21 protein-coding genes are annotated in these 25,815 nt (G+C 71.1%); 15 read left to right on the top strand and 6 right to left on the bottom strand.

Annotated elements, in window-relative coordinates; translation table 11 throughout:
• Positions 1–53: 53 nt before the first annotated feature.
• Positions 54–1,355, bottom strand: coding sequence for an FG-GAP repeat domain-containing protein (locus NI25_RS18125; protein WP_061443447.1), 1,302 nt, complete (start codon positions 1,353–1,355; stop codon positions 54–56).
• Between the two features lie 131 nt (positions 1,356–1,486).
• Positions 1,487–3,769, bottom strand: a complete 2,283-nt coding sequence (locus NI25_RS18120; RefSeq protein WP_061443446.1) for a (Fe-S)-binding protein — start codon at positions 3,767–3,769, stop codon at positions 1,487–1,489.
• Between the two features lie 410 nt (positions 3,770–4,179).
• Between NI25_RS18120 and dnaK the strand changes: the two genes are divergently transcribed.
• The 6 genes from dnaK (at position 4,180) to NI25_RS18090 (ending at position 10,964) form a co-directional block, all read left to right on the top strand.
• Positions 4,180–6,033, top strand: coding sequence for a molecular chaperone DnaK (gene dnaK / locus NI25_RS18115; RefSeq protein WP_061443445.1), 1,854 nt, complete (start codon positions 4,180–4,182; stop codon positions 6,031–6,033).
• Positions 6,030–6,704 carry a nucleotide exchange factor GrpE gene (gene grpE / locus NI25_RS18110; RefSeq protein ID WP_061443444.1) on the top strand — a complete coding sequence of 225 codons (675 nt, stop codon included), beginning with the start codon at positions 6,030–6,032 and terminating at the stop codon, positions 6,702–6,704. Before dnaK ends, grpE begins: the two co-directional genes overlap by 4 nt.
• Before the next feature lie 42 nt (positions 6,705–6,746).
• Entirely contained in the window at positions 6,747–7,937 is a 1,191-nt protein-coding gene (gene dnaJ / locus NI25_RS18105; protein ID WP_061443443.1) for a molecular chaperone DnaJ, read from the top strand.
• 4 nt (positions 7,938–7,941) lie between these two features.
• Positions 7,942–8,397 (top strand): heat shock protein transcriptional repressor HspR, encoded by a 456-nt coding sequence (locus NI25_RS18100; protein ID WP_061443442.1) that lies wholly within the window; start codon positions 7,942–7,944, stop codon positions 8,395–8,397.
• A gap of 260 nt (positions 8,398–8,657) precedes the next feature.
• Positions 8,658–9,776, top strand: a complete 1,119-nt coding sequence (locus NI25_RS18095) for a sugar ABC transporter substrate-binding protein (RefSeq protein WP_061443441.1) — start codon at positions 8,658–8,660, stop codon at positions 9,774–9,776.
• Positions 9,777–9,926: 150 nt separating this feature from the next.
• Positions 9,927–10,964, top strand: coding sequence for a helix-turn-helix transcriptional regulator (locus tag NI25_RS18090; RefSeq protein ID WP_061443440.1), 1,038 nt, complete (start codon positions 9,927–9,929; stop codon positions 10,962–10,964).
• Here NI25_RS18090 and NI25_RS18085 read toward each other — a convergent pair.
• The 3 genes from NI25_RS18085 to NI25_RS18075 are packed head-to-tail and all read right to left on the bottom strand — an operon-like array spanning position 10,927 to position 13,930.
• Positions 10,927–11,907, bottom strand: coding sequence for a helix-turn-helix transcriptional regulator (locus NI25_RS18085; RefSeq protein ID WP_061443439.1), 981 nt, complete (start codon positions 11,905–11,907; stop codon positions 10,927–10,929). The genes NI25_RS18090 and NI25_RS18085 overlap by 38 nt on opposite strands.
• Positions 11,904–12,896, bottom strand: a complete 993-nt coding sequence (locus tag NI25_RS18080; protein WP_061443438.1) for a helix-turn-helix transcriptional regulator — start codon at positions 12,894–12,896, stop codon at positions 11,904–11,906. The genes NI25_RS18085 and NI25_RS18080 overlap by 4 nt, the downstream gene beginning before the upstream one ends.
• The gene (locus NI25_RS18075) at positions 12,893–13,930 is read right to left on the bottom strand and encodes a helix-turn-helix transcriptional regulator (RefSeq protein ID WP_107071764.1); all 1,038 of its coding nucleotides are present in this window, start codon (positions 13,928–13,930) and stop codon (positions 12,893–12,895) included. Before NI25_RS18075 ends, NI25_RS18080 begins: the two co-directional genes overlap by 4 nt.
• 285 nt (positions 13,931–14,215) lie before the next feature.
• Between NI25_RS18075 and NI25_RS18065 the strand changes: the two genes are divergently transcribed.
• The 3 genes from NI25_RS18065 (at position 14,216) to NI25_RS18055 (ending at position 18,146) form a co-directional block, all read left to right on the top strand.
• The gene (locus tag NI25_RS18065; protein WP_061443436.1) at positions 14,216–14,551 is read left to right on the top strand and encodes a hypothetical protein; all 336 of its coding nucleotides are present in this window, start codon (positions 14,216–14,218) and stop codon (positions 14,549–14,551) included.
• A gap of 289 nt (positions 14,552–14,840) precedes the next feature.
• A complete protein-coding gene (gene clpB / locus NI25_RS18060; protein ID WP_061443435.1) occupies positions 14,841–17,438 on the top strand; it encodes an ATP-dependent chaperone ClpB in 2,598 nt (865 codons plus the stop codon).
• Positions 17,439–17,609: 171 nt separating this feature from the next.
• Positions 17,610–18,146 (top strand): YbjN domain-containing protein, encoded by a 537-nt coding sequence (locus tag NI25_RS18055; RefSeq protein WP_061443434.1) that lies wholly within the window; start codon positions 17,610–17,612, stop codon positions 18,144–18,146.
• Positions 18,147–18,228: 82 nt separating this feature from the next.
• Here the strand turns inward: NI25_RS18055 and NI25_RS18050 are convergent, their stop codons facing one another.
• Positions 18,229–19,419 (bottom strand): pyridoxal phosphate-dependent aminotransferase, encoded by a 1,191-nt coding sequence (locus NI25_RS18050; protein ID WP_061446970.1) that lies wholly within the window; start codon positions 19,417–19,419, stop codon positions 18,229–18,231.
• Between the two features lie 192 nt (positions 19,420–19,611).
• On the opposite strand from NI25_RS18050, the gene NI25_RS39715 reads away from it, so the two are divergent.
• From NI25_RS39715 to NI25_RS18020, 6 genes are all read left to right on the top strand, one after another.
• Positions 19,612–19,905, top strand: a complete 294-nt coding sequence (locus NI25_RS39715) for a hypothetical protein (RefSeq protein ID WP_267886335.1) — start codon at positions 19,612–19,614, stop codon at positions 19,903–19,905.
• A gap of 400 nt (positions 19,906–20,305) precedes the next feature.
• On the top strand, positions 20,306–20,842 hold the full coding sequence (locus NI25_RS18040; RefSeq protein ID WP_061443433.1) for a DUF2617 family protein: 537 nt from the start codon (positions 20,306–20,308) through the stop codon (positions 20,840–20,842).
• A 144-nt stretch (positions 20,843–20,986) separates the two neighbouring features.
• On the top strand, positions 20,987–22,708 hold the full coding sequence (locus NI25_RS18035) for a polyamine aminopropyltransferase (protein ID WP_061443432.1): 1,722 nt from the start codon (positions 20,987–20,989) through the stop codon (positions 22,706–22,708).
• A 258-nt stretch (positions 22,709–22,966) separates the two neighbouring features.
• Positions 22,967–24,127: a sensor histidine kinase gene (locus NI25_RS18030; RefSeq protein WP_061443431.1), complete on the top strand. Its 1,161-nt coding sequence runs from the start codon at positions 22,967–22,969 to the stop codon at positions 24,125–24,127.
• Complete coding sequence (locus tag NI25_RS18025) at positions 24,124–24,867, top strand: response regulator transcription factor (RefSeq protein WP_078884654.1); 744 nt, start codon at positions 24,124–24,126, stop codon at positions 24,865–24,867. The genes NI25_RS18030 and NI25_RS18025 overlap by 4 nt, the downstream gene beginning before the upstream one ends.
• Before the next feature lie 52 nt (positions 24,868–24,919).
• Positions 24,920–25,756: an SRPBCC domain-containing protein gene (locus NI25_RS18020; protein ID WP_061443430.1), complete on the top strand. Its 837-nt coding sequence runs from the start codon at positions 24,920–24,922 to the stop codon at positions 25,754–25,756.
• Positions 25,757–25,815 lie beyond the last annotated feature (59 nt).

Raw genomic sequence — 25,815 nt, 5'->3', positions numbered from 1 at the left:
TACGGGGGTCGACCGGGGCGTCCCCTAAGGGCCGGCCGTACGGCGGCCGGCCCCTACCGGGTGAGGAACTGGGACGTCGAGAACGTCACCGCGGCCCGTGCCGTCACCACGTCCTCCGCCGTGCCCCGGTGCACCTCGACGGTGTCCTCGGTGTCGCCCCGGTAGGTCCGCAGGACCAGGTCCGCCAGGCCGTCGCCGTCGAAGTCCCCGGCCGTCAGCACCCGTGTCGTGCCCGCCGACGCGGGCCGCACCGTGACCGCGCCCCGCGTCGTGGGGCCCGTCGCGCGCCCGGGGTACACACGTACCGCGGAGCCGCTGGAGACCAGTTCGCTCAGGCCGTCGCCGTCGAAGTCGGCGGCGTCGAGCAGGGAGCCGGGGGTGTCCACACCGCCGCGCGCGGCGGCGGGGAGGTCGTAGCGCAGCGCCGTGGTGTCCGGGGTGCCCACGGCCGCGTCCAGCGCCTTGCCCTTGCCGAAGGCGCCGAGGGCGACGTCGACGCCCGTGGGCAGGGTGACCCCGGTGCGGGTCGGGCCGTCGGGACCGCCGAGGACGACGGCCGCCTCGCCGGGGCCCGCGGAGGTGCGGACGACCAGGTCGTCGTACCCGTCGCGGTTCACGTCGGCGGCGGGGCCGGCCGGTGCCTCGCCGGGGGAGGGGATGGGCGCGCCGGCCTTCCGCGGAGCGCCCTTGCGGGTGAAGGGGCCGCGCAGATAGCTGAGGCGGCCGGCCGAGGCGTGGACGACGAGGTCCTCGGCGCCGTCGCCGTCGAAGTCGCCGCACACCGGGCGCTCGGGCCAGTCGTTGCCGTACCGGGCCTGGTCGGGGACGGTCAGCGGGACCGCGCGGTCCGCCGGTCCCGACGGGGAGCCGAAGAGGAGCTGGAGGGGGACCGGGGGGCGGCCCTGGCCGTCGTAGGGCGGGTCGGTGGTGACGACCAGGTCGGTGAAGCCGTCGCCGTCGAGGTCGCAGCTCGCCTCGGCCTCGAAGACGGCCGGCAACTGGCCGTCCACGCGTGCCGCGTACTTCTCGGGGCCGAGCAACTGCCGGGCTCCCGGTACCAGTCCGCGGGGCGAGCCGTAGACGATGCCGATGCCCGCGTCGTCGGCGTGGCTCTCCGCCGTGACCAGGTCGTCGAGGACCAGGTCGCGGTGGCCGTCGCCGTTGAAGTCGTCGGGGACCTCGCTGCCCTCGCCGCGCGGGACGGGGAGCAGGGCGGGTGCGTCGGCGGCGCGTACCGGGGTGGGTGCGGCGGTGTCCTCGGCCGCGGGTGCCGGGCCGCGGCCGCAGGCGGCGAGCAGCAGCAGGCAGCCGACGGCGGCCGTGCCGGTCAGGGTGTTTCTTCGCAGGCGCCGCACCGTTCACCTCGTCCGTATCGATCCGTACCGCCATTACCGACAACGACCGGGTAATGATGCACGTGTTCGAGATACGGCGACACCCCCGGGTCCGGAAGGGACGCGGGGGTGTCGTCGAGCGGGGGCGGCGGTTACTTCACCGGCTCCGGCGTCGGCTCGCTCTCCGGCTCCGGCTCGCCGGTCGGGTCGGCCGGGGTCTTGACGGAGTCCAGCAGGAGCTGGGCGACGTCGACGACCTGGATGGACTCCTTGGCCTTGCCGTCGTTCTTCTTGCCGTTGACCGAGTCGGTGAGCATCACCAGGCAGAACGGGCAGGCCGTGGAGACGATGTCCGGGTTGACGGACAGGGCCTCGTCGACGCGCTCGTTGTTGATGCGCTTGCCGATCCGCTCCTCCATCCACATCCGCGCGCCGCCGGCGCCGCAGCAGAAGCCGCGCTCCTTGTGGCGGTGCATCTCCTCGTTGCGGACGCCGGGGACGGCGGCGATGATCTCGCGCGGCGGCGTGTAAATCTTGTTGTGGCGGCCCAGGTAGCAGGGGTCGTGGTAGGTGATGATGCCCTCGACCGGGGTGACCGGGAGCAGCTTGCCCTCGTCGACCAGGTGCTGGAGCAACTGGGTGTGGTGGATGACCTCGTAGTCGCCGCCGAGCTGCGGGTACTCGTTGCCCAGGGTGTTGAGGCAGTGCGGGCAGGTGGCGACGATCTTCTTCGCCGACTTCGGCTTGCGGGACTCCTCGGTGACCTTGCCGTCGTCGTCCATCTCCTCGCCGAACGCGGCGTTGAGGGTCATGACGTTCTCCATGCCGAGCTCCTGGAACAGGGGCTCGTTGCCCAGGCGGCGGGCGGAGTCACCCGTGCACTTCTCGTCGCCGCCCATGATCGCGAACTTGACGCCCGCGATGTGGAGCAGCTCGGCGAAGGCCTTGGTGGTCTTCTTGGCGCGGTCCTCCAGGGCGCCGGCGCAGCCGACCCAGTAGAGGTACTCGACCTCGGTGAGGTCCTCGATGTCCTTGCCGACGACCGGGACCTCGAAGTCCAGCTCCTTGAGCCACTCCAGGCGCTGCTTCTTGGCCAGGCCCCAGGGGTTGCCCTTCTTCTCCAGGTTCTTGAGCATCGTGCCCGCCTCGGACGGGAACGCGGACTCGATCATGACCTGGTAGCGGCGCATGTCGACGATGTGGTCGACGTGCTCGATGTCGACGGGGCACTGCTCGACGCAGGCGCCGCAGGTGGTGCAGGACCACAGGACGTCCGGGTCGATGACGCCCTGCTCCTCGAGGGTGCCGATCAGCGGGCGCTCGGCCTCCGCGAGCGCGGCCGCGGGGACGTCCTTGAGCTGCTCCTCGGACGCCTTCTCCTCGCCCTCCATCGTCTTGCCGCCGCCGGCCAGCAGGTAGGGGGCCTTGGCGTGCGCGTGGTCGCGCAGGGACATGATCAGGAGCTTGGGGGAGAGCGGCTTGCCGGTGTTCCAGGCGGGGCACTGCGACTGGCAGCGGCCGCACTCGGTGCAGGTGGAGAAGTCCAGCAGGCCCTTCCAGGAGAACTGCTCGACCTGGGAGACGCCGAAGACGTCGTCGTCGCCGGGGTCGGTGAAGTCGATCGGCTTGCCGCCCGAGGTCATCGGGAGCAGCGCGCCCAGGGCGGTGCCGCCCTTCGCGTCGCGCTTGAACCAGATGTTCGGGAAGGCCAGGAAGCGGTGCCAGGCGACGCCCATGTCGGTCTTCAGGGCGACCGTGATCATCCAGATGAAGGAGGTCGCGATCTTCAGGCCGGCGAAGAAGTAGACGAGGTTCTGGAGCGTGCCGAGGTCCACGTCCTGGAGCGCGGAGACGACCGGGTACGAGATGAAGAACGACGCCTCGTAGCCGTCGACGTGGTGGAGGGCGCCCTCGAGCGCGTGCAGCATGAAGATGCAGACGCCGACGATGAGGATGACGGCCTCGACGAAGTAGGCCTGGCCGAAGTTGGAGCCCCCGAAGCGGGACTTGCGGCCCGGCTTGCGCGGGTGGCTGAGCTGCCGGATCACGATCAGGACCAGGATGCCGATCACCGTCATGGTGCCGATGAACTCGACGAAGACGTTGTACGGGGCCCAGTCGCCGATGACCGGCAGGATCCAGTCGGCCTGGAAGAGCTGGCCGACGGCGTTGACGATCGTCAGCAGCAGGGAGAAGAAGCCCACCGCGACGAACCAGTGCGCCACACCGACGATGCCCCAGCGGTTCATCCGGGTGTGGCCGAGGAACTCCCTGACCACGGTGACGGTGCGGTCCACGGGGTCGTTGGTCCGTGTTCCGGCCGGCACCGGCTGGCCCAGCCGCATGTAGTTGACGATCTGCAGGACGGCGCGGCCGAACAGTGCGACGCCGACCACGATCAGGACCAGCGACACGATGATCGCGGCGAGTTGCATTTGGGGGCTCCTCGGGCCTGCGAGGTGTACGAGGGGGGCGGTGTTTACTCGGTGGTGCTCGGATGACTCGGTATTACTAAGCGGTAACTTATTCAGTCCGTTCGAGACTACCCCCATCCTCTGCCGCACTGTAGTCGGACGTGCGGTGATCTGCGTCGCTGAGGCGACCCTGACCCCGGTGTGCCCCGGGTGTCCGGTGGGGCAACCGGGGTGCCGGTCGGCGCGTCCCTCCGGGTGACGATTTTTCCGGTTCGTCGTACCTCGGCTGCCGAGAAAGTGCAGGTCAGCGCGCCGTTGCGCGTAAGGAACGGATAAGAGTTGAGTCTGCCCGGCTCACCTCTGTTGACCCGGTGCCGGGCGTCATGCACACTTGAGCCTGTTCCACTCAAGTCAGCTGGAGGTTATTCACCATGGCACGTGCGGTCGGCATCGACCTGGGCACGACTAACTCCGTCGTCAGCGTTCTGGAGGGCGGCGAGCCCACCGTCATCACCAACGCCGAGGGCGCCAGGACCACGCCGTCCGTCGTCGCCTTCGCCAAGAACGGTGAGGTGCTGGTCGGCGAGGTGGCCAAGCGCCAGGCGGTCACGAACGTCGACAGGACCATCCGCTCGGTCAAGCGCCACATGGGCACCGACTGGAAGGTCAACCTGGACGGCAAGGACTTCAACCCGCAGCAGATCAGCGCCTTCGTGCTGCAGAAGCTGAAGCGGGACGCCGAGTCCTACCTGGGCGAGAAGGTGACCGACGCGGTCATCACCGTCCCGGCGTACTTCAACGACGCCGAGCGCCAGGCCACCAAGGAGGCCGGCGAGATCGCGGGCCTCAACGTCCTGCGCATCGTCAACGAGCCGACCGCCGCCGCCCTGGCGTACGGCCTGGACAAGGACGAGCAGGTCATCCTGGTCTTCGACCTCGGTGGCGGCACGTTCGACGTCTCGCTGCTGGAGATCGGCGACGGCGTCGTCGAGGTGAAGGCCACCAACGGTGACAACAACCTCGGTGGTGACGACTGGGACCAGCGCGTCGTCGACTACCTGGTCAAGCAGTTCCAGTCCGGCCACGGCGTGGACCTGGCCAAGGACAAGATGGCGCTGCAGCGCCTGCGCGAGGCCGCCGAGAAGGCGAAGATCGAGCTGTCCTCGTCCACCGAGACCACGATCAACCTCCCCTACATCACGGCGTCCGCCGAGGGCCCGCTGCACCTGGACGAGAAGCTCACCCGCGCCCAGTTCCAGCAGCTGACCTCCGACCTGCTGGAGCGCTGCAAGACGCCGTTCCACAACGTCATCAAGGACGCCGGCATCCAGCTGTCCGAGATCGACCACGTCGTCCTCGTCGGCGGTTCCACCCGTATGCCCGCCGTCGCCGAGCTCGTCAAGGAGCTGACCGGCGGCAAGGACGCCAACAAGGGCGTCAACCCGGACGAGGTCGTCGCCATCGGCGCCGCCCTGCAGGCCGGTGTCCTCAAGGGCGAGGTCAAGGACGTCCTGCTGCTCGACGTCACCCCGCTGTCCCTCGGCATCGAGACCAAGGGCGGCATCATGACCAAGCTGATCGAGCGGAACACGACGATCCCGACCAAGCGCTCGGAGATCTTCACCACCGCCGAGGACAACCAGCCCTCCGTGCAGATCCAGGTCTACCAGGGCGAGCGCGAGATCGCGGCGTACAACAAGAAGCTCGGGATGTTCGAGCTGACCGGTCTGCCGCCGGCGCCCCGCGGCGTCCCGCAGATCGAGGTCGCCTTCGACATCGACGCCAACGGCATCATGCACGTGACCGCGAAGGACCTGGGCACGGGCAAGGAGCAGAAGATGACCGTCACCGGCGGCTCCTCGCTGCCGAAGGACGAGGTCGACCGGATGCGCCAGGAGGCCGAGAAGTACGCGGAGGAGGACCACGCCCGCCGCGAGGCCGCCGAGTCCCGCAACCAGGGCGAGCAGCTCGTCTACCAGACGGAGAAGTTCCTCAAGGACAACGAGGACAAGGTCCCCGGCGAGGTGAAGACCGAGGTCGAGGGTGCCGTCGCCGAGCTGAAGGAGAAGCTCAAGGGCGAGGACACCGCCGAGATCCGCACCGCCACCGAGAAGGTCGCCGCCGTCTCGCAGAAGCTGGGCCAGGCCATGTACGCCGACGCCCAGGCCGCGCAGGCCGCCGGCGGCGAGGCCCCCGGCGCGGGTGCCCAGGCCGGTGACAAGGCCGACGACGACGTCGTCGACGCCGAGATCGTGGACGACGAGCGCAAGGACGGTGCCGCGTGACGGAGGAGACCCCGGGTTTCGAGGAGAAGCCCGACGTCCCCTCCGGCGCCACCCCTGACGACGCCGAGCCGCAGGCCGCCTCCGAAGAGGGGGCGGCCCCGGCCGGGGACGCGAGCGAGAACGCGGGCCTGGTGGCCCAGCTGGACCAGGTGCGCAGTGCGCTGGGCGAGCGCACGGCGGACCTCCAGCGGCTCCAGGCCGAGTACCAGAACTACCGTCGCCGGGTCGAACGGGACCGCGTCGCGGTCAAGGAGATCGCCGTAGCGAACCTCCTGTCCGAGCTGCTTCCCGTACTCGACGACATCGGCCGCGCCCAGGAGCACGGCGAACTGGTCGGCGGCTTCAAGTCTGTCGCGGATTCGCTGGAGACCGTCATCGCCAAGATGGGCCTCCAGCAGTTCGGCAAGGAGGGCGAGCCCTTCGACCCGACGATCCACGAGGCCCTGATGCACTCCTACGCACCGGACGTCACCGAGACGACCTGCGTGGCGATCCTGCAGCCCGGGTACCGGATCGGCGATCGCACCATCCGCCCCGCGCGGGTGGCGGTCGCCGAGCCGCAGCCGGGCGCCCAGACGGTCAAGCCGGCCGAGGACGCCGCCGACGCGCAGGACGCCGAGGCGAAGGGCGACGGCGGAACCAAGGAGAGCGGTGGCCCGGACGAGGGCTGAGTCCGGAGTGACACGTAGGGCGCGAGAGGAGGGACGTCGGGGATGAGCACGAAGGACTTCATCGAGAAGGACTACTACAAGGTTCTCGGCGTCCCCAAGGACGCCACCGAGGCCGAGATCAAGAAGGCGTACCGGAAGCTCGCCCGCGAGAACCACCCGGACGCCAACAAGGGGAACGTCAAGGCGGAGGAGCGCTTCAAGGAGATCTCCGAAGCCAACGACGTCCTCGGTGACCCCAAGAAGCGCAAGGAGTACGACGAGGCCCGCAGCCTCTTCGGCAACGGCGGCTTCAGGCCGGGGCCGGGCGCGGGCGGCGGCACCTTCAACTTCGACCTGGGCGACCTCTTCGGAGGCGGCGCCCAGGGCGGAGGCCAGGGCGCCGGCGGCTTCGGCGGCGGCCTCGGGGACGTCTTCGGCGGCCTGTTCAACCGCACCGGCGGCTCACCGGGCGCCGGCACGCGCACCCAGCCGCGGCGCGGCCAGGACATCGAGTCCGAGGTCACCCTCAGCTTCACCGAGGCCATCGAGGGCGCCACCGTGCCGCTCAGGATGTCCTCGCAGGCTCCCTGCAAGGCCTGTTCGGGCACCGGCGACAAGAACGGCACGCCCCGCGTGTGCCCGACCTGCGTCGGCACCGGCCAGGTCGCCCGGGGTTCGGGCGGCGGCTTCTCGCTCACCGACCCGTGCCCCGACTGCAAGGGCCGCGGCCTGATCGCCGAGGACCCCTGCGACGTCTGCAAGGGCTCCGGACGCGCCAAGTCCTCGCGGACGATGCAGGTCCGCATCCCCGCCGGGGTGTCGGACGGGCAGCGCATCCGGCTGCGCGGCAAGGGCACGCCGGGCGAGCGGGGCGGTCCGGCGGGCGACCTCTACGTGGTCGTGCACGTCAAGGAACACCCCGTCTTCGGCCGCCGGGGCGACAACCTCACCGTCACCGTCCCGGTCACCTACGCCGAGGCGGCCCTCGGCGGCGAGGTCAGGGTGCCGACCCTGGGCGGTCCGCCCGTCACGCTGAAGCTGCCGGCGGGCACACCGGGCGGCCGTACGATGCGGGCCCGGGGCAAGGGCGCGGTCCGCAAGGACGGCACGCGCGGCGACCTTCTGGTCACCGTGGAGGTGAGTGTTCCGAAGGACCTGACGGGGAAGGCTCGTGAGGCGCTGGAGGCGTATCGCGAGGCGACCGCGGACGAGGATCCGCGGGCGGAGTTGTTCCAGGCCGCGAAGGGAGCTTGACGGAATGGACGGTCGTCGACGCAACCCGTACGAACTGACCGAGGACACCCCGGTCTACGTCATCTCGGTGGCGGCCCAGCTCTCCGGACTGCACCCGCAGACGCTGCGGCAGTACGACCGCCTCGGCCTGGTCTCCCCGGACCGCACCGCCGGCCGCGGCCGGCGGTACTCGGCCCGCGACATCGAACTGCTCCGACAGGTGCAGCAGTTGTCACAGGACGAGGGCATCAACCTGGCCGGAATCAAGCGCATCATCGAGCTGGAGAACCAGGTCGCCGCCCTCCAGGCGAGGGCGGCCGAGCTGGCCGCCGCGCTCGACGGCGCGGCCACGGCGATGCGCCAGCGCGAGGCCGCGGTGCACGCGTCGTACCGCCGTGACCTGGTCCCCTACCAAGAGGTACAGCAGACCAGCGCGTTGGTGGTCTGGCGCCCCAAGCGCCACGGCCAGTCCTCGGACTGACCGGACCGCACAGGCGGCACAAGGGAATACGGCATCGACAGCCCCGGAGGACCGACCCGTCCTCCGGGGCTGGTTCACAACGGTGCTGTCTCATTGGTCTAGTACTTCTTGACGATTTGGTGAAGACAGCGTTGGCTTCCCTCACCGGGGTCGCCGAGCCCCCAGTGGGCACCGGAGTCACTCGGTCCACTCGGTCCACCCGGTCCGCCCGGGCCCATCCGGTGCGTCCACCACACCCGTGTGTCGGAAGGCAAAGCGCAGTGAGTAGCCGTCCCCGTCGTATCGCCATATCCGTGGCCGCGTCCCTGATGACCCTCTCGCTGGCCTCCTGCGGTGTGCTGGGCGCTTCGGAGAGCAGTGACGACGCGAGCCCGACCAGGGGCAACGACATCACCGTCGGCCTGCTGCTGCCGGAGAAGGAGAACACGCGCTACGAGCAGTTCGACTACCCCTTCTTCAAGGCGAAGGTCGGCGACCTCACGCGCGACGAGGGCAACGTCAAGTACGCCAACGCCGAGGCCAGCGCCACCAAGCAGGCCGACCAGATGCAGCAGATGATCAACGACAAGGTCGACGTGATCGTGCTGGACGCGGTCGACGCCCACGCCATCGCCGACAGCGTGCAGAAGGCCAAGGACGCCGGCATCCCCGTGATCGCCTACGACCGGCTGGCCGAGGGCCCGATCGACGCGTACATCTCCTTCGACAACGAACTGGTCGGCGAGGTCCAGGGCCGTTCGCTGATCGAGGCGCTGGGCGGCGACCCGTCCGGCTCCGACAAGATCGTCATGATGAACGGCTCGCCCACCGACCCGAACGCCAAGCAGTTCAAGGCGGGCGCGCTGGCCGAGCTGAACGGCAAGGTGACGATCGCCCAGTCCTTCGACACCAAGGACTGGAAGCCGGAGAACGCCGAGGCCAACATGACCGAGGCGATCGAGAAGATCGGCAAGAAGAACATCGCGGGTGTCTACTCGGCCAACGACGGCATGGCCGGCGGCATCATCAAGGCCCTCGAGGACGCGGGCGTCACGGACCTGCCCCCGATCACCGGCCAGGACGCGGAACTCTCGGCGGTGCAGCGGATCGTCACCGGCGAGCAGTACATGAGCGTGTACAAGTCCTACCCGCAGGAGGCGGAGAACGCCGCGGAGATGGCCGTGGCCCGGGTCCAGGGCCGCGACATCCAGTTCGAGGCGCTCGCCCGCGACAAGGTCGACAGCCCCACCCACAAGGGCATCCCCGCCCAGCTCGTCCCCGTCGTCGCCCTCACCGAGGACAACATCGAGGACACGGTCATCGCGGACGGCTTCTACAAGGTCTCCGACATCTGCACCGCCAAGTACGAGGACGCGTGCGCGGAGGCGGGGCTGAAGTAGGCCGCGTTCCCTCCCGCGCCCGCGGCTCGGGCATTGCGGCGGAAACAGGGGCGTACCGACCCCCGCTCCGTGCGGAGCCGTGTTGCGGAGCCGGTCCCGGCCGCGCATAGTTGCGCTGCGGAAGGGCCGGAACCGGGGGTGGAATGGGCGATGACCGGGCACGGGGCTCAGGAGCACCCGCACGGGGCCGACCGGCTCTGCGCGGCCGGGGACCGCGTGTACTCCCGGGCCGTACGGCGCGGGAGGGTGCCGCGCCGTGACGCCGAGCCGGTCCCGTGCCTGCTCGAACTGGCCCTGCTGCACCCCGACCCCGACGACATGGACTGGCTGGTGCCGACCTCCCCGCAGGAGGTCATGACACGGCTGCTGCGCGGCGTCCAGGAGGAGGTCAGCGCGAGTCAGCGGCGGATGGGCTCGGCGGTGGAGGCCTTCGAGTGGTACGCCGGGCTGGGCCGCCTGCTCCAGCCCCCGGCCGCCCCCGAGTCGACCGCGATCCGCGTCCTCGACGGCCTGTCCCGCATCCAGGCCGCGATGGACGAGGCGACGGCCGCCTGCACGACGGAGGTGCTCACCGTCCAGCCCGGCGGCATCCGGCGCGAGCACGAACTGTCGGAGGGGCTGCACCGGGCGCTGGCGCTGCGCGGGCGCGGGGTGCGGATGCGGGACCTGTACACGCACGTGGCCCGGCACGGGCAAGGGCTGCTCAACTACCTCGAACTCATGGGTGACGCGGTGGAGGCCCGCACCCTGGACGAGGTCATCGACCGCCTCATCCTCTTCGACCGCACCGTGGCCTTCATCCCCGCCAACACCGACCGCACGATGGCCCTGGAGCTGCGCCACCCGGCCCTGATCGCCTACCTGATCACGGTCTTCGAACGCCTGTGGCGCCTCGCGATCCCCCTGACGGCTCCCCTCCCCGACACCGGCATCGAGGGCATCTCCCACCGCGAGCAGTCCATCGCGGCGCTCCTCGCGGAGGGCCACCAGGACGCGGTGATCGCGGAACGCCTCGGCATCAGCGTCCGTACGGCCCGCGCGCACATCGCCCGCCTCTCGGAAACCCTGGGCGCGGCCAGCCGCACGCAGTTGGGCGTCCGCATAGCCCAGGCCGGCCTGGACGGCTCCCCGCGGACGTCTCCCGCCCCCGTCATCCTTCCCGGTCGAGAATCCCCGACTGCCCGATGAGAAACCCGAGCTGAGCCCGGCTTTCGCTGCCGAGGGTGGCGGCGAGTTTGGCGATGTGGACGCGGGCGGTGCGGACGTTCATGCCGAGGCGGTCGGCGATGGCGGAGTCGGTGTGGCCTTCGACGAGGAGGGCGGCTATGGCGCGTTGGCGGGGGGTGATGCCGTTGAGGGTGGGTTGCTGGACGGCTTGGGGGTGCATGGGGGTGGCGAGGTGCCAGCGGCGGTCGAAGACGTTGACGAAGTAGGCGATGAGGGCGGGGTGGCGGACTTCGAGGGCGAGTGAGCGGTCGGCGCTGGCGGGGATGAAGGCGACGGTGCGGTCGATGACGATGAGGCGTTCGGTGACCTCGTCGAGGGTGCGGGCCTCCACGTCGCCGGTCAGGTGCTCGTAGCGGTCTCGCGTGTAGCCGATGTGCCGGACGGTGTGTTGGTACAGAGCGCGGATGCGGGCACCGCGGTCGAGAAAGGCCTGGTCTCGTGCCAAGGCGGCTGCGTGGACCTCGGGCTGCCTGGTGAGGTGGGGGCGGTACGGCTGGATGGTGAGTGTTTCCGCCCTCGCTTCGGCCAGTGCGTCGGTGATGGCCCGGCTCGTCTGCTCCTTGCTGCTGAGGATCCTGAGCATGGGAGTGCTGGTGCCTGCCGCGCGCACTCCGGCACGCATGAGGGGCTCCAAGGCATCGGCTATGCGCTGCCCACGTCGCCGCTCGTCGGCGATGCGATCCTCGGATGCCCAGAGCAGTCGCCGCAGGGCGATGAAAGGGGCGACCGGCTCCATGCGGTCCGGGTCGCCGGCGGCCGGGGCCAAGAGGCCCATGCCGATGAGACACGGCGCCGCGTCGACGTCCCGTAGAGCCACCTGGCCCTCATGGAGAGCACGTTGATACATCCGCTGTCCTGCGACGCAGAGCTCGTCGGGCCCGTGGTCCGGATGGGACGTGGTCATTGGTCGGCGTTGTCGAACTGGAGCACTCCCGACTGCCCGATGAGATATCCGAGTTGTGCCCGGCTTTCGCTGCCGAGGGTGGCGGCGAGTTTGGCGATGTGGACGCGGGCGGTGCGGACGTTCATGCCGAGGCGGTCGGCGATGGCGGAGTCGGTGTGGCCTTCGACGAGGAGGGCGGCTATGGCGCGTTGGCGGGGGGTGATGCCGTTGAGGGTGGGTTGCTGGACGGCTTGGGGGTGCATGGGGGTGGCGAGGTGCCAGAGGCGGTCGAAGACGTTGACGAAGTAGGCGATGAGGGCGGGGTGGCGGACTTCGAGGGCGAGTGAGCGGTCGGCGCTGGCGGGGATGAAGGCGACGGTGCGGTCGATGACGATGAGGCGTTCGGTGACCTCGTCGAGGGTGCGGGCCTCCACGTCGCCGGTCAGGCGCTCGTAGCGGGCGCGCGTGTAGGGGGCGTGGCGGATCGTGTGCTGGTACAACGCCTTTATCCGGGCACCGCGGTCGAGGAAGTCCTGGTCCCGCTTCATGGCCCCTTCGAGAATGTCGGGGCGCTTGGACACGTGCGCGTCGTGCGGCTGGATCGCGAGGAGCTCTTCTCTGCCCTCGGCCATGGCTTCCTCGATGGCCTGACCCGTCCGCTCCTTGCCGCTGAGAATTCTGAGCGCCGGAGTGTCCTCGGTGACGGCATGGTGTGCGCCCGGGCGCATGAGCGGTTCGAAGAGGTCCGCCATGCGTTGTCCGCGGCGCCGCTCCTCGGCGATGCGGTCCTCCGAGGAGCGCAGCAGCCTCTGCAACATCACTGCCGGTGCGACCGGCTCGAGCCGGTCCAAGTCGTCGATGGCGGGGTGCAGGTACCCGAGGTGGACGAGGCACGGCGCGGTCGACACCTCGCCATTGCTCACATGACCGTCACGCAGAGCACGGGAGTAAAGAGCGAGTCCTGTCTCACACAATTCGTCGCCGTGGTGCCCGTGCGTCCCGTGCGTCATGAGTGGGCTTCCTCTCCCCCGTCCGGGTTCCCTTGTTCGAGGATTCCGGACTGAGCTATGAGGTACCCGAGCTGGGCGCGGCTCCCGCTGCCCAGGGCGGTGGCCAGTTTGGCTATGTGCGCCCGGCAGGTCCGCACATTCATCCCCAGGCGGCGGGCGATGGCCTCGTCGACGTGACCTTCCACCAGAAGTTTCGCGATGGAGTGCTGGATGTCGGTGATGCCGTCGGGGGCCGTTTCGTAGGGGGCGCCGGCGCTGAGCGGGACGGCGCGGCCCCACATGAACTCGAAGACCTTGATCAGGTATCCGACGAGGCCCGGATGACGGATCTCCAGCGCCACCTGACGATCGTCGCGGACCGGGATGAACGCGACCGTGTCATCGCAGATGATGAGGCGTTCGACCAGTTCGTCGATGGTCCGGTACTCCGCCTTGCCGTTGGAGAACCGGTCCACGTAGGCCAGTCGTTCCGCGCTGTACCGGGCGGTGTGCTGGTAGAGCGTCCGTATGCGCACGCCGCGCCCGGTCAGCGTTTTGTCCCGTTCCATGCCCTCGATGAGCCGGCGCTCCGGGTGGCGTGCGCTCGGCTGAACGGTCAGTACCTCGTTCTTGCACTGTGTCGTGGCCAGGTCGAGAGCCGAGTTGATGCGGTCGAGCCCTTCCAGCACCGTGATCGAGTGGATCGGCGCGGTCCCCTGTGCGCTCAGGGTCATGAACGGCTCGAAGGCTTCCGTCAGCCTGATCGACGTCCGCCGGTGGTTGGCGATCTCCCGCTCGATCGGATTGAGACGCTGTGACAGGGCGATGGACGGGGGGACGGGGCGCAGCCAGTCGGCGTCATCGGGGTCGGGGTGCAGCAGGGCCAGCTCGATGAGGCAAGGGGCCAGGCTCGCCTCCGCGCGAGCGATACGTCCGGTGCGCAGCGCGTTCGCGTAGAGACGTCCCCCCTCCTCGCACAGTTCAGTAATCCCATGGGCATGTGCCTCATTAGTCCGATTCATTACTAAATCTCCACCCCCCAGGGTCCTGAACATGCAGGAACATGATGCACCGATTGTGTGGCCATGACGTGCCTATATGAGCCATCGTCTTATCCGACGGGGGAAGAGGGGACCTTCAAGTGAGGACGAAGCCGACTATGTCTAAGAGAATGCTTCGCTCGGTGCTTGTCGCCGCCTTCTCCGCCGTCGTGGCCTTCGGAGCACTGAATGGCCTCGCTGGTGTGCAGGGTGACGAGCGTGCGAGTGGTGTCGAGTCAGTGGCGGTGTCCGTCGGTGCAGACACAGCTGCCGTCACGGACGACACGGTGTGGTCGTGACATGACGACGCCACCTGACGACCGCTCCTTCCGGCGAGAAATGGCCACCGCCTACCGCTCCGGCTGGCACTTCATCGACCTGGTCACCGCGATCCCGCACGCCGGTGACTCCCTGATGGTGACCGTCTTCGGCGAGCCGGTCGTCGTCACGCTGGACGAGGACGGCGACGTGCGGGCGTACCGGTGTCTGCGGCGGCCTCGGGGGGCGCCGCAGCCCGTGCGGTGTGCCGTCCGGTACGGAATGATCTTTGTGAACCTGGACCAGCGGGACCACCGGCTCGAGCAGCCGGACGTCCCCGAAGTGAGGACCATCTCGGCCACCCCCCGCAGTGCCTGACGCGATTCCCCCGTCGTAACAGATCGCTCAGGTGCTTCCCCCCGGCAGCGGCGTCACCGTGACCTGAACACGGTGACGCCGCTGTCGCATGTGCGGACATCTCGCGATACCGGCCGGTTCCGCGGCTGGCCGAAAAGGCACCGTGTGGCGCGTCCGGAGTCCTTGCCGATCCCTTCCCGACCACCTCGAGGTCCGCCGACGGGGACGTGCGATGTCCGCCTTGAGTGGAGCAGGCTCAACTTTGTGTACGCTGGATGAGTCAGCACTACGCGAGGAGGAGAGCCAGAACGTGGACGCCGAGCTGACCAACCGGAGCCGGGACGCGATCAACGCGGCCAGCAACCGGGCCGTGACCGAGGGAAACGCCGACCTCACCCCCGCCCACCTGCTCCTTGCGCTGCTCCAGGGGCAGGACAACGAGAACATCACCGACCTGCTCGCCGCCGTCGAGGCCGACCTCGCCGCCGTACGCTCCGGCGCCGAGCGCATCGTCGGCGGGCTGCCCAGCGTGACCGGGTCCACCGTCGCACCCCCGCAGCCCAACCGTGAGATGCTCGCCGTGGTCGCCGACGCCCAGGCCCGCGCCAAGGAACTCGGGGACGAGTACCTCTCCACCGAGCACCTGCTCCTCGGCATCGCCGCGAAGGGCGGCGCGGCCAGTGAGGTACTGGAGGGGCAGGGAGCGAGTGCCAAGAAGCTGCAGGAGGCCTTCCGCAAGGCGAGGGGAGGGCGCCGCGTGACCACTCCCGACCCCGAGGGCCAGTACAAGGCCCTGGAGAAGTTCGGCACCGACCTCACCGCCGCCGCCCGGGACGGCAAGCTCGACCCCGTCATCGGCCGCGACCAGGAGATCCGCCGCGTCGTGCAGGTGCTGAGCCGGCGGACCAAGAACAACCCCGTGCTCATCGGCGAACCCGGCGTCGGCAAGACGGCCGTCGTCGAAGGGCTCGCCCAGCGGATCGTCAAGGGGGACGTGCCCGAGTCGCTGAAGGACAAGCGGCTGGTGGCGCTGGACCTCGGGGCCATGGTCGCCGGGGCCAAGTACCGGGGCGAGTTCGAGGAGCGGCTCAAGACCGTCCTCGCCGAGATCAAGGACTCCGACGGGCAGGTCGTCACCTTCATCGACGAGCTGCACACCGTCGTCGGCGCCGGCGCCGGCGGGGACTCCGCCATGGACGCCGGGAACATGCTCAAGCCCATGCTGGCCCGCGGCGAGCTGCGCATGGTGGGTGCCACGACGCTCGACGAGTACCGGGAGCGGATCGAGAAGGACCCCGCCCTGGAGCGCCGCTTCCAGCAGGTGCTGGTCGCCGAGCCGACCGTCGAGGACTCCATCGCGATCCTGCGCGGACTCAAGGGGCGGTACGAGGCGCACCACAAGGTGCAGATCGCGGACAGCGCGCTGGTGGCCGCCGCGAGCCTCTCCGACCGCTACATCACCTCCCGTTTCCTGCCCGACAAGGCCATCGACCTCGTCGACGAGGCCGCCTCCCGGCTGCGCATGGAGATCGACTCCTCGCCCGTCGAGATCGACGAACTCCAGCGCGCCGTCGACCGGCTGAAGATGGAGGAGCTGGCGATCGGCAAGGAGACCGACGCCGCCTCCCTCGAACGCCTGGAGCGGCTGCGCCGCGACCTCGCCGACAAGGAGGAGGAGCTGCGCGGCCTCAACGCCCGCTGGGAGAAGGAGAAGCAGTCCCTCAACCGGGTCGGCGAGCTGAAGGAGAAGCTCGACGAACTGCGCGGGCAGGCCGAGCGCGCCCAGCGCGACGGCGACTTCGACACCGCCAGCAAGCTGCTCTACGGCGAGATCCCGACGCTGGAGCGGGACCTGGAGGCCGCCTCCGAGGCGGAGGAAGAAGTCGCCCGGGACACCATGGTCAAGGAGGAGGTCGGCGCCGACGACATCGCCGACGTCGTCGCCTCCTGGACCGGCATCCCCGCAGGGCGCCTCATGGAGGGCGAGACGCAGAAGCTGCTGCGCATGGAGGACGAGCTGGGCAAGCGGCTCATCGGGCAGACCGAGGCCGTACGGGCCGTCTCCGACGCCGTACGGCGCTCCCGGGCCGGGATCGCCGACCCGGACCGCCCGACCGGTTCGTTCCTCTTCCTCGGCCCCACCGGTGTCGGCAAGACCGAGCTGGCCAAGGCGCTCGCCGACTTCCTCTTCGACGACGAGCGGGCCATGGTCCGCATCGACATGAGCGAGTACAGCGAGAAGCACAGCGTGGCCCGGCTGGTCGGCGCCCCGCCCGGATACGTCGGGTACGAGGAGGGCGGCCAGCTCACCGAGGCGGTGCGGCGGCGGCCCTACACCGTCGTGCTGCTCGACGAGGTGGAGAAGGCGCACCCCGAGGTCTTCGACATCCTGCTCCAGGTGCTCGACGACGGCCGCCTCACCGACGGCCAGGGCCGCACCGTCGACTTCCGCAACACCATCCTGGTGCTCACCTCCAACCTGGGCAGCCAGTACCTGGTCGACCCGACCACCGGCGAGGCGGAGAAGAAGGAGCAGGTCCTGGAGGTGGTGCGGGCCTCCTTCAAGCCGGAGTTCCTCAACCGGCTCGACGACCTGGTGGTCTTCTCGGCGCTCAGCAAGGAAGAGCTGAGCCGCATCGCACGGCTGCAGATCAACGGCCTGGCCCGGCGCCTCGCCGAACGCCGCCTCACCCTGGAGGTCACCGACGAGGCCCTCGCCTGGCTGGCGGAGGAGGGCAACGACCCGGCCTACGGCGCCCGCCCGCTGCGCCGCCTCGTCCAGACCGCGATCGGCGACCGGCTCGCCCGCGAGATCCTCGCCGGCGAGATCAAGGACGGCGACACGGTCCGCGTGGACCGCTTCGGCGACGACCTGATCGTGGGCCCCGCGAGCGGCAAGACGCTGTAGCCGTCACGCCACGCCCGCCCCGGCGGCCCGTCCCTCGGGTTGCCGGGGCCCCGCAGGGGTACCCGACCGGCCGGATCGAGTCAGCCCAGGGCTGACAGGCTCACGGCGGGCTTGCCACGCCCCTCCCCGCATGGTGGAGGATGGCCTGATCCGTACGAAGGGAAATTCACGGTGAGCATCGACCCGTCCTCGATTCCGAACTTCGGGGGCAAGCAGCCCGAGCCGCAGCCCCAAGGACCGGCGGGCCCCGTCGTCCCGGATCAGGATCTTGTGAAGCAGCTCCTCGAGCAGATGGAGCTGAAGTACGTCGTCGACGACGAGGGCGACCTCGCGGCGCCGTGGGAGCAGTTCCGCACGTACTTCATGTTCCGCGGCGAGGGCGACCAGCAGGTCTTCTCGGTGCGGACGTTCTACGACCGGCCCCACCAGATCGACGAGAAGCCCCAGCTCCTCGAGTCGGTCGACGACTGGAACCGGCGCACCCTGTGGCCCAAGGTGTACTCCCACACCCACGACGACGGCACGGTCCGTCTGATCGGCGAGGCCCAGATGCTGATCGGCATGGGCGTCAGCCTGGAGCACTTCGTCTCCTCCACGGTCAGCTGGGTGCGGGCCGCCATCGAGTTCGACCGGTGGCTCGTGGAGCAGCTCGGACTGGAGCAGGACGTCAACGAGTCGGAGAAGCCGGCCGACGAGGACGGCGAGTAGTCCCTCCCCGCGGCTGAGTCGACGAGAGCCCGGACCCCGGCACCACCGGGGCCCGGGCTCTCGTCGTACCGGTGCGGACGGGCTACCCCGCCAGGGTCTTCAGGCGCTGTACCGCCTCCTGAAGCACCGGAATCCGCTTGCAGAACGCGAACCGCACGAACGGCGCGCCCGCCTCCCGGTGGTCGTAGAAGACCGCGTTGGGGACGGCGACGACGCCCGCACGCTCCGGCAGGGAGCGGCAGAAGGCGATGCCGTCGCTCTCGCCGAGCGGGCGGATGTCCGTGGTGACGAAGTAGGTCCCGGCGGGCCGGTGGACGCCGAGGCCCGCCTCGGCCAGCCCCGCGGCCAGCAGGTTCCGCTTGGCCTCCATGTCCTCCCGGTAGGCGGCGAAGTACGAGTCCGGCAGCGCGAGCGCCTCGGCGACCGCGTACTGGAAGGGGCCCGCGCTGACGTACGTCAGGTACTGCTTGGCCGAGCGGACCGCCGTGAGCAGGGCCGGCGCGGCGGTGACCCAGCCGACCTTCCAGCCGGTGAAGGAGAACGTCTTGCCGGCCGACCCGATGCTCACCGTGCGCTCCCGCATCCCCGGGAAGGTCGCCAGGGGGATGTGCTCGGCGCCGTCGAAGACCAGGTGCTCGTAGACCTCGTCGGTCACCACCAGCAGGTCCCGCTCCACGGCCAGCTCGGCGATCGCCGCCAGCTCGGCGCGGGTCAGGACCGTGCCCGTCGGGTTGTGCGGGGTGTTCAGCAGCAGGAGGCGGGTGCGGTCGGTGACGGCGTCGCGCAGCTCGTCCAGGTCCAGGCGGAACGCGCCCTCGTGCGGGCGCAGGGTGACGGGCACGCGCGTGCCGCCCGCCATCGCGATGCACGCCGCGTACGAGTCGTAGTACGGCTCCAGCGCGACGACCTCGTCGCCGGGCTCGACGAGGGCCAGCAGGGCGGCGGCGATGGCCTCGGTGGCGCCCGCGGTGACCAGGACCTCGGTGTCGGGGTCGTAGGACAGGCCGTAGCGGCGCCGCTGGTGGTCGGCGACGGCGGTGCGCAGCTCGGGGACGCCCGGGCCCGGCGGGTACTGGTTGCCGCGTCCGTCGCGCAGTGCCCGGACGGCGGCCTCGCGGATCTCCTCGGGGCCGTCGGTGTCGGGGAAGCCCTGACCGAGGTTGATCGCCCCGGTCCTCACCGCCAGGGCGGACATCTCGGCGAAGATCGTCGTCCCGAACTCGGCGAGCCGGCGGTTCAGGAGGGGGCGGGCGCTTGAGCTCATCGAGGTCATGGCGGCCATCCTGCGCCGAAGCTCTGGACTTCCTCAACTCTGCTTTGGGGCGTGGCGGCGAGGGGCATCTCCCGTGCACGCCGCGGGCTTCACGGCGGGAAGCACAGGCAATCGACACACAGCGAGGCGTCCGACGGGGGATTGCTTCGGGGGACTTCCGGGCGCGGCCCGGAAGGGAAGGAGGGTGGAGCCGTGGTCACAGGCATCATCCTGTTCGTGCTCGCAGCCCTGCTGGTCAGGGTGTTCGTGGTGGGCCGGCGCACGTCCCGCCCGGTGCGGACGAGGAGCGGCAGGGGGTCGCGCCGGCCCGGCACGGGCGGGGGCGGCGACAGCGGGGGCGGCACCAACAGCTGGTGGGCCGGCGACGGGGGCGGCTCGTCCTCGGGCGGCCACCACTCGGACCACTCCTGCGGTGGCGGCTCGTCCTGCGGAGGCGGGTCGTCCTGCGGGGGAGGAGGGGGCGGCGGATGCGGTGGAGGCAGCTGACACGGGGCAGCTGAGCTCCTGCAGGGGGAACCGCATCCGGCTCCGCGGGGCCCGTTCCTGGGACCGGGCCCCGAGCCCCCCACACAGAGCGCCCGCCGGGCCGCCCGCCCGGTGGGCGCTTCCACGCACCGGCGCACGCCGTACGGACGGGGTGTGCGCCATGGTTGAACAGTTGAGCTGTTGAGCCCCCTGAGGGATGGAAACGCCACGAAGTTGGGTAAAAACGCTGTGGCGGCGCCACCGTTCATGATTCGCTCTTGTTCATCAACGCAGCTCCTCGGACGACCTGTTGACCCCCCTCCTGACCGGCCGACTGGGCTGAGCGGGCCGCATCCCCGGCAGTGCCCCGGATGCGCAGGCCCCACACCTTCCTCTCCTTGTGTGCTTGCGGAGCCGATCCATGCTCACGACCCTGACAACCGCCTACACCGACACCCGCGCCGCCGACCTGGCCTGGGCCCTGGGGCGCGAGCCGCTGCCCGCGCTCGCCTGTCTCGACGTCGAACTGAAGGACGCCAAACTGCAGTTGAGACTTCTGGGGGCCTCTCATCAAGTCCTGCTCGAGGAGGAGCGGGGCAGCTGCTCGGAGACGGTGGCGTGCATTCCCGGAAGCAGTACCCCCCTTCCGCTGGGCGTCGCCAAGCGGGTGGGCGACTGGGAGTACGAGTTCGCCGCCCGCGTGGAGGTGCTGACGCCGGGTTCCTTCGCCGGTCGTGCCCAGGAGTTGATCGCGCTGGTCTCCGACCACCCGCACGGCCTGGCCGGGGTCTTCCCGGGCAGTCCGCACGCGTTCACCGCGCTGCTGGCCCAGCGGCACGAGGGGCAGGTGCACTGGCGGACCTGGCACGCCTATCCGCAGGACGGCCAGTTGGTGGCGACGCGGACCCGGGTGGGCGTGCGGGTGCCGGCGTCGCAGCTCAGCCGGTCCGCGGTGTGAGCGGAGGGGCGCGGGCCGGCGTGTCTGGGGACTGCCGGTCAGGTGCGCAGGTGGGGGCCGGATAAACCTGTGGTGCCCGAGAGGACCTGAGTTTCACACGTGTGGGTGACGATGCGCAGTGGGGGAGTGACGTAACGTCACTGCGTGATCGAACCGCACGTGCCCGCCCCGCCCGGCTCTCCGCCTTCCTGGGGCGGCTCCTGCGGTTCCGGTGGTACCGGTGGTGGTTCCGGTGGCCCCGAGGCGCCCGCGCGGCTGCCCGTCCGGCCGGCCGTCGGGCGGTTCCTGGTGCTGGCGGGCGTGTTCGTGTGCGCGGCCTGCGGGCTCGTGTACGAACTCGAACTCGTCGCGCTCGCCTCGTACCTGATCGGTGACTCGGTCACCCAGGCGTCCGTCGTCCTGTCCGTCATGGTCTTCGCCATGGGCATCGGCTCGCTCGCCGCCAAGCGGCTGCGCGGCCTCGCCGCGGCCGGCTTCGGCGCGCTCGAGGCCGTCCTCGCCCTCGTCGGCGGCTCCAGCGCGATGGTGCTGTACGCCGTCTTCGCCTGGACCGGCGGCTGGGGCGGCCTGTGGGCCGACGGCCCGCGCGTCCTGCTGGTCGCCTTCTCCCTGGCCATCGGCGTGCTGATCGGCGCCGAGGTGCCGTTGCTGATGGAGCTGATCCAGCGGGTGCGCAGACAGGACCCGGGCGGTGCCGTCGCCGACCTGTTCGCCGCGGACTACGTCGGCGCGCTCGTCGGCGGCCTCGCCTTCCCCTTCGTCCTGCTGCCCTTCCTCGGCCAGCTCACCGGCGCGCTGCTCACCGGCACCGTCAACGCGGTCGTCGGCGCCGCCCTGGTCCTCGGCCTGTTCCGGCGCGACCTGACCCGCCGGGCGCGCTGGCTGCTGCTGACCGCCAACGCGGTCGTCCTCGCGCTCCTCGCCACGGCGACCGTCCTCGCCGACGACTTCGAACGCGCCGCCCGGCAGGCCGTGTACGGCCAGGACGTCCGCGTGGCCGTGCGGACGGACGTGCAGGAGGTCGTCCTCACCGGCGACACCGACGGCCGGCCCCTCGACCTGTTCCTGGACGGGCGGCTGCGGGTGCGCGGCAGCGACGAGCGGCGCTACCACGAGGCGCTGGTGCACCCCGCCATGAACGGCCCCCACGCGCGCGTCCTCGTCCTCGGCGGCGGCGACGGCCTCGCCGTCCGGGAGGTCCTGCGCCACCCCGGCGTACGCCGCGTCGACGTCGTCGAACTCGATCCCCGGCTGGCCCGGCTGGCCCGGCAGGACCCCGGCCTGTCCGCCCTCAACGAGCACGCCTACGGCGACGCGCGCGTCCACGTCGCCCCGGGAGACGCCTTCCACCGGCTGCGCTCGACGCCTTCCGCGGCGTACGACGTGGTGATCTCGGACCTGCCCGACCCGTCCGTCACGGCCAGTACGAAGCTGTACTCGCAGGAGTTCTACGGCCTGCTGCGGCGGGTGCTCGCGCCCGACGGGCGGCTGGTGGTCCACGCGGGCCCGGTCTTTGCCGCCCCCCGGGCCTTCTGGACGGTGGACGCCACCCTCCGGGCGGCCGGCCTGCGGACCGTCGCCTACCGCGTCGCCGCCGACGATCCCGGCGCGGCTGCCTCCGATGACGGCTCGGCCTCCGGTCCCGGCCCCGGTTCCGCGCCCGACCGCACCACCGCTGCCCTTCGCGCTCCCCGCGCCTGGGGCTTCCTCCTGGCCGCGCGCACCGCCCCCGCCCTGCGTCTCGACCCGGCGGCGCCCCGTGCGCGCACCCTCACGCCGGATTCCCTGGCCCGGGACGCCCGCGACGCGGCCCGCACCCGGATCCCCGGGCTGCCGCCTTCCACGCTGGTGCATCCGCGGTACTGAGCCGGCGCGCGGGCGCCGCGACCGCGAGCGGCCACGTCCCCGTGCGGCGGCCCGACCCTCCCCCAGGTACGGGACGGACCGCCACACCCCCCTGCGGATCGCTCGCACCGAGAACCTACGGCCGCCCCGCGCGTCCCGGAATCCGGCGGTGGGTGGAGACCGGACCCAACCCGGCGCGGTATCCGGCCGGTTCCTGCAACTTCCGCGGTACGGCAGAAGGATGACGCCGACCCGGGCGGGCGGACCTACGCTGCGGGAATGCGCCTGCACCCCCTGGCGGCCGACGGCCTGATCGCCGCGGCGCTGACGACCGTGGCCGTCCTGCTCGGCACCGAGGCCGTCGCCCAGGGGTGGCCCGCGCTCGACCCGCCCGCCTGGACGCTCGTCGCCCTGCTGACCCTCCCCCTCGTCCTGCGCACCCGCGCCCCCGTGACCGTCTGCCTCGCCGTCCACGCCTGCTGGGCGGTCTACGTCACCCTCGACTACTGGCCCGTCGTCGGCTCCTTCGGCCCCATGCTCGCCGTCTACACCGTCGCCTCCCTGCGCCCCACCCGCACCGCCGCCGCCTGCGCCGCCCTGCTCGCCGGCGTCTGGATCTACGCCGGGCTGCGCAGCGACACGGGGTCGATGGCCTCGGTGGCGGGGCAAGCCGTGGGCTTCCCGCTGGTGCTGTGGCGGTTCGGGTACGTGGCCCGCCGGACCGGTGAGCTGACGCTGCGGCTGCGGGCCGAACAGGCCGACCGGGCCCGGCGCGAGGTCGCCGAGGAACGCGTGCGGATCGCCCGCGAGCTGCACGACGTGGTCGCCCACCACATCGCCGTCATCAACGTCCAGGCCGGCCTGGCCCGCTTCGTCTTCCGCACCGACGCCCGTACCGCGCGCGGCGCCCTGGACACCATCGAGGGCGCCAGCGGCGAGGCCCTGGCCGAACTGCGCCGCATGCTCGGCCTGCTGCGGGCCGACGGCGTGCAGGGCGCCGACGGCGCCCCCGCCCCCGGCCTCGACCAGCTCGACGAGATGGTGACCCGGGTGCGCACCGGCGGCGTCGGCGTCGAGCTGCGCGTCACGGGCACCCCGCGCCCCCTGCCGCCCGGCGTCCAGCTCTGCGTGTACCGGGTCGTGCAGGAGGCGCTCACCAACGTGCTCAAGCACGCACCCGGCACGGAGGCCGCCGTGGAACTCGCCTACCGCGCGGGCGAGGTAACGGTGTCGGTGACCGACGACGGGCCGGTGGAGGGGCTGGATCCGGTCACACCTGCCGAGCGGGGCGGACACGGCTTGATCGGGATGCGGGAGAGGGCCAAGCTCTACGGCGGGACGATCGTCGTCGGCCCGCGCAGCGAGGGTGGATTCGGCGTGCGCCTGACCCTGCCGACGCCGGTACAAGCCGCACGCCGGGGAGACGCCGTCAGGGAATGACCGACGCAGACCGCCCGACGGACGGGCCGCACCACGACACCGCCGGGCCGATACGCCTGCTCGTCGTCGACGACCAGTTCCTCGTCCGCAGCGGCCTCGCCACGCTGCTGCGCGCCGCACCCGGCATGGAGGTCGTCGGCGAGGCGTCCGACGGGGCGGAGGCGGTGGCGCTGGCCGCCCGGACCCGGCCGGACGTCGTCCTGATGGACATCCGCATGCCCGGCCTCACCGGCATCCAGGCCACCGAGCGGATCATCGCCGAGGCGGAGGACCCCGCGCCCCGCGTCCTGGTCCTGACCACCTTCGACCTCGACGAGTACGTGTACGGCGCCCTGCGGGCCGGTGCGTCCGGCTTCCTGCTCAAGGACGCCGGACCGGAACGGCTGCTGGCCGCGATCACCGCGGTGCACGGCGGCGACGCCCTCTTCGCCCCCGCGGTCACCCGGCGTCTGGTGGAGGCGTTCACGCGGATGACGGACACGAGGCCCGCCGCCCCACCGGACGCCGGTCCGCCGTCCGAGCTGACCGCGCTGACCGGCCGTGAGGCGGAGGTCCTGCGGCTGGTGGCCCGGGGGCTGAGCAACGCCGAGGCCGCCGACCGCCTGTTCATCAGCGAGGCCACCGTGAAGACCCACCTCAACCGCACGATGACCAAGCTGGGCCTGACCAGCAGGGCCCAGGCGGTGGTCGTGGCGTACGAGACGGGACTGGTGACGCCGGGGGCCGCGGGCGGCGGGTGACTTTGTGCCGACGGGGGGTGCGCCGGGCGCCCGCTGGGTAGGGTGCCGTGACATGGAGCATGAGGTGTTCGTTCCGGTTCCGGCCGAGCGGCTCAGGGACGTGCTGGCCGACCCCGTCCGGGTCGCCCGGGCGGTTCCCGGGCTCCAGCAGGACGCCGGTGCCGAGCCCGTCGCGGGCCGGCTGAAGGTGCGTGTCGGCAGTCACTCCATCACCTACCGCGGATCACTGCGCCTGTCCGCGCGCGAGGACGGCACGTACGCCGTCGAGGGTGACGCCACCGAGTCGCGCGGCACCGGCACGGTCACGCTCGCGCTGACACTGCGAGCGGACGACGCCGAGGGCGGCGCCACCCTCACCTTCACCGGGACGGCCACCGCGGACGGTCGCGTGTCGGAACTGCCGGGGGAGTCGGTCACGTCGGCCGCGAACCGGTTGCTGACCCGGTTCGCGGAGAACCTGGCCACGGCGGCGCGGACCCTCCAGCAGCCGGAGCCGGAGCCGGAGCCGGAGACCGAGTCCGAGCCGGAGCCGGAGGGGCACCCCGAACCGCGGCACACCTCCGTCTTCGACACCGAGATCCCCCCGTCCTCCCTCATGGACACGGACGAGGACGACGAAGACGACGAGGACGACGAGGACGACGAGGACGCGCACGTCGTGGACGAGCCGGTCGTCCAGCCCCCCGCCGAGGCCGCGCACGCGCGCCGCACGATGATCGGCCGCAGCGCCGAGGAGGTGGACCACGCCCCGCCGCGCGGCCGGTACGCCCCCGTGCCCGCGCCCCAGCCGAGCGCGGTCGGCGCTCCGCTGCGCTGGGCCGCTCCGGCGGCCGCACTGGTCGTGGCGTCGGCGATCGTGGTGGGCCGCGCCCTGCGCAAACGCCGCTGACCACCGCACGAGCCCACCATCGGACCCAACCGGACCCAACCGGACCACCGGGCCACCGG

The sequence above is a fragment of the Streptomyces sp. CCM_MD2014 genome, from assembly GCF_000772045.1.
Taxonomy (GTDB): Bacteria; Actinomycetota; Actinomycetes; order Streptomycetales; family Streptomycetaceae; genus Streptomyces; species Streptomyces salinarius.
Note: the sequence above shows the minus strand (reverse complement) of the source record. Positions and strands in the feature narration are given on the sequence as shown.

What these genes read in the sequence shown, in the direction of transcription:
- NI25_RS18120 (WP_061443446.1), bottom strand. Translation starts at nt 3,769, where the DNA reads ATGCAACTCGCCGCGATCATCGTGTCGCTGGTCCTGATCGTGGTCGGC.
- dnaK (WP_061443445.1), top strand. Translation starts at nt 4,180, where the DNA reads ATGGCACGTGCGGTCGGCATCGACCTGGGCACGACTAACTCCGTCGTC.
- dnaJ (WP_061443443.1), top strand. Translation starts at nt 6,747, where the DNA reads ATGAGCACGAAGGACTTCATCGAGAAGGACTACTACAAGGTTCTCGGC.
- NI25_RS18100 (WP_061443442.1), top strand. Translation starts at nt 7,942, where the DNA reads ATGGACGGTCGTCGACGCAACCCGTACGAACTGACCGAGGACACCCCG.
- NI25_RS18090 (WP_061443440.1), top strand. Translation starts at nt 9,927, where the DNA reads ATGACCGGGCACGGGGCTCAGGAGCACCCGCACGGGGCCGACCGGCTC.
- NI25_RS18085 (WP_061443439.1), bottom strand. Translation starts at nt 11,907, where the DNA reads ATGACCACGTCCCATCCGGACCACGGGCCCGACGAGCTCTGCGTCGCA.
- NI25_RS18080 (WP_061443438.1), bottom strand. Translation starts at nt 12,896, where the DNA reads ATGACGCACGGGACGCACGGGCACCACGGCGACGAATTGTGTGAGACA.
- NI25_RS18075 (WP_107071764.1), bottom strand. Translation starts at nt 13,930, where the DNA reads ATGTTCAGGACCCTGGGGGGTGGAGATTTAGTAATGAATCGGACTAAT.
- NI25_RS18065 (WP_061443436.1), top strand. Translation starts at nt 14,216, where the DNA reads ATGACGACGCCACCTGACGACCGCTCCTTCCGGCGAGAAATGGCCACC.
- NI25_RS18050 (WP_061446970.1), bottom strand. Translation starts at nt 19,419, where the DNA reads ATGACCTCGATGAGCTCAAGCGCCCGCCCCCTCCTGAACCGCCGGCTC.
- NI25_RS18040 (WP_061443433.1), top strand. Translation starts at nt 20,306, where the DNA reads ATGCTCACGACCCTGACAACCGCCTACACCGACACCCGCGCCGCCGAC.
- NI25_RS18030 (WP_061443431.1), top strand. Translation starts at nt 22,967, where the DNA reads ATGCGCCTGCACCCCCTGGCGGCCGACGGCCTGATCGCCGCGGCGCTG.
- NI25_RS18025 (WP_078884654.1), top strand. Translation starts at nt 24,124, where the DNA reads ATGACCGACGCAGACCGCCCGACGGACGGGCCGCACCACGACACCGCC.
- NI25_RS18020 (WP_061443430.1), top strand. Translation starts at nt 24,920, where the DNA reads ATGGAGCATGAGGTGTTCGTTCCGGTTCCGGCCGAGCGGCTCAGGGAC.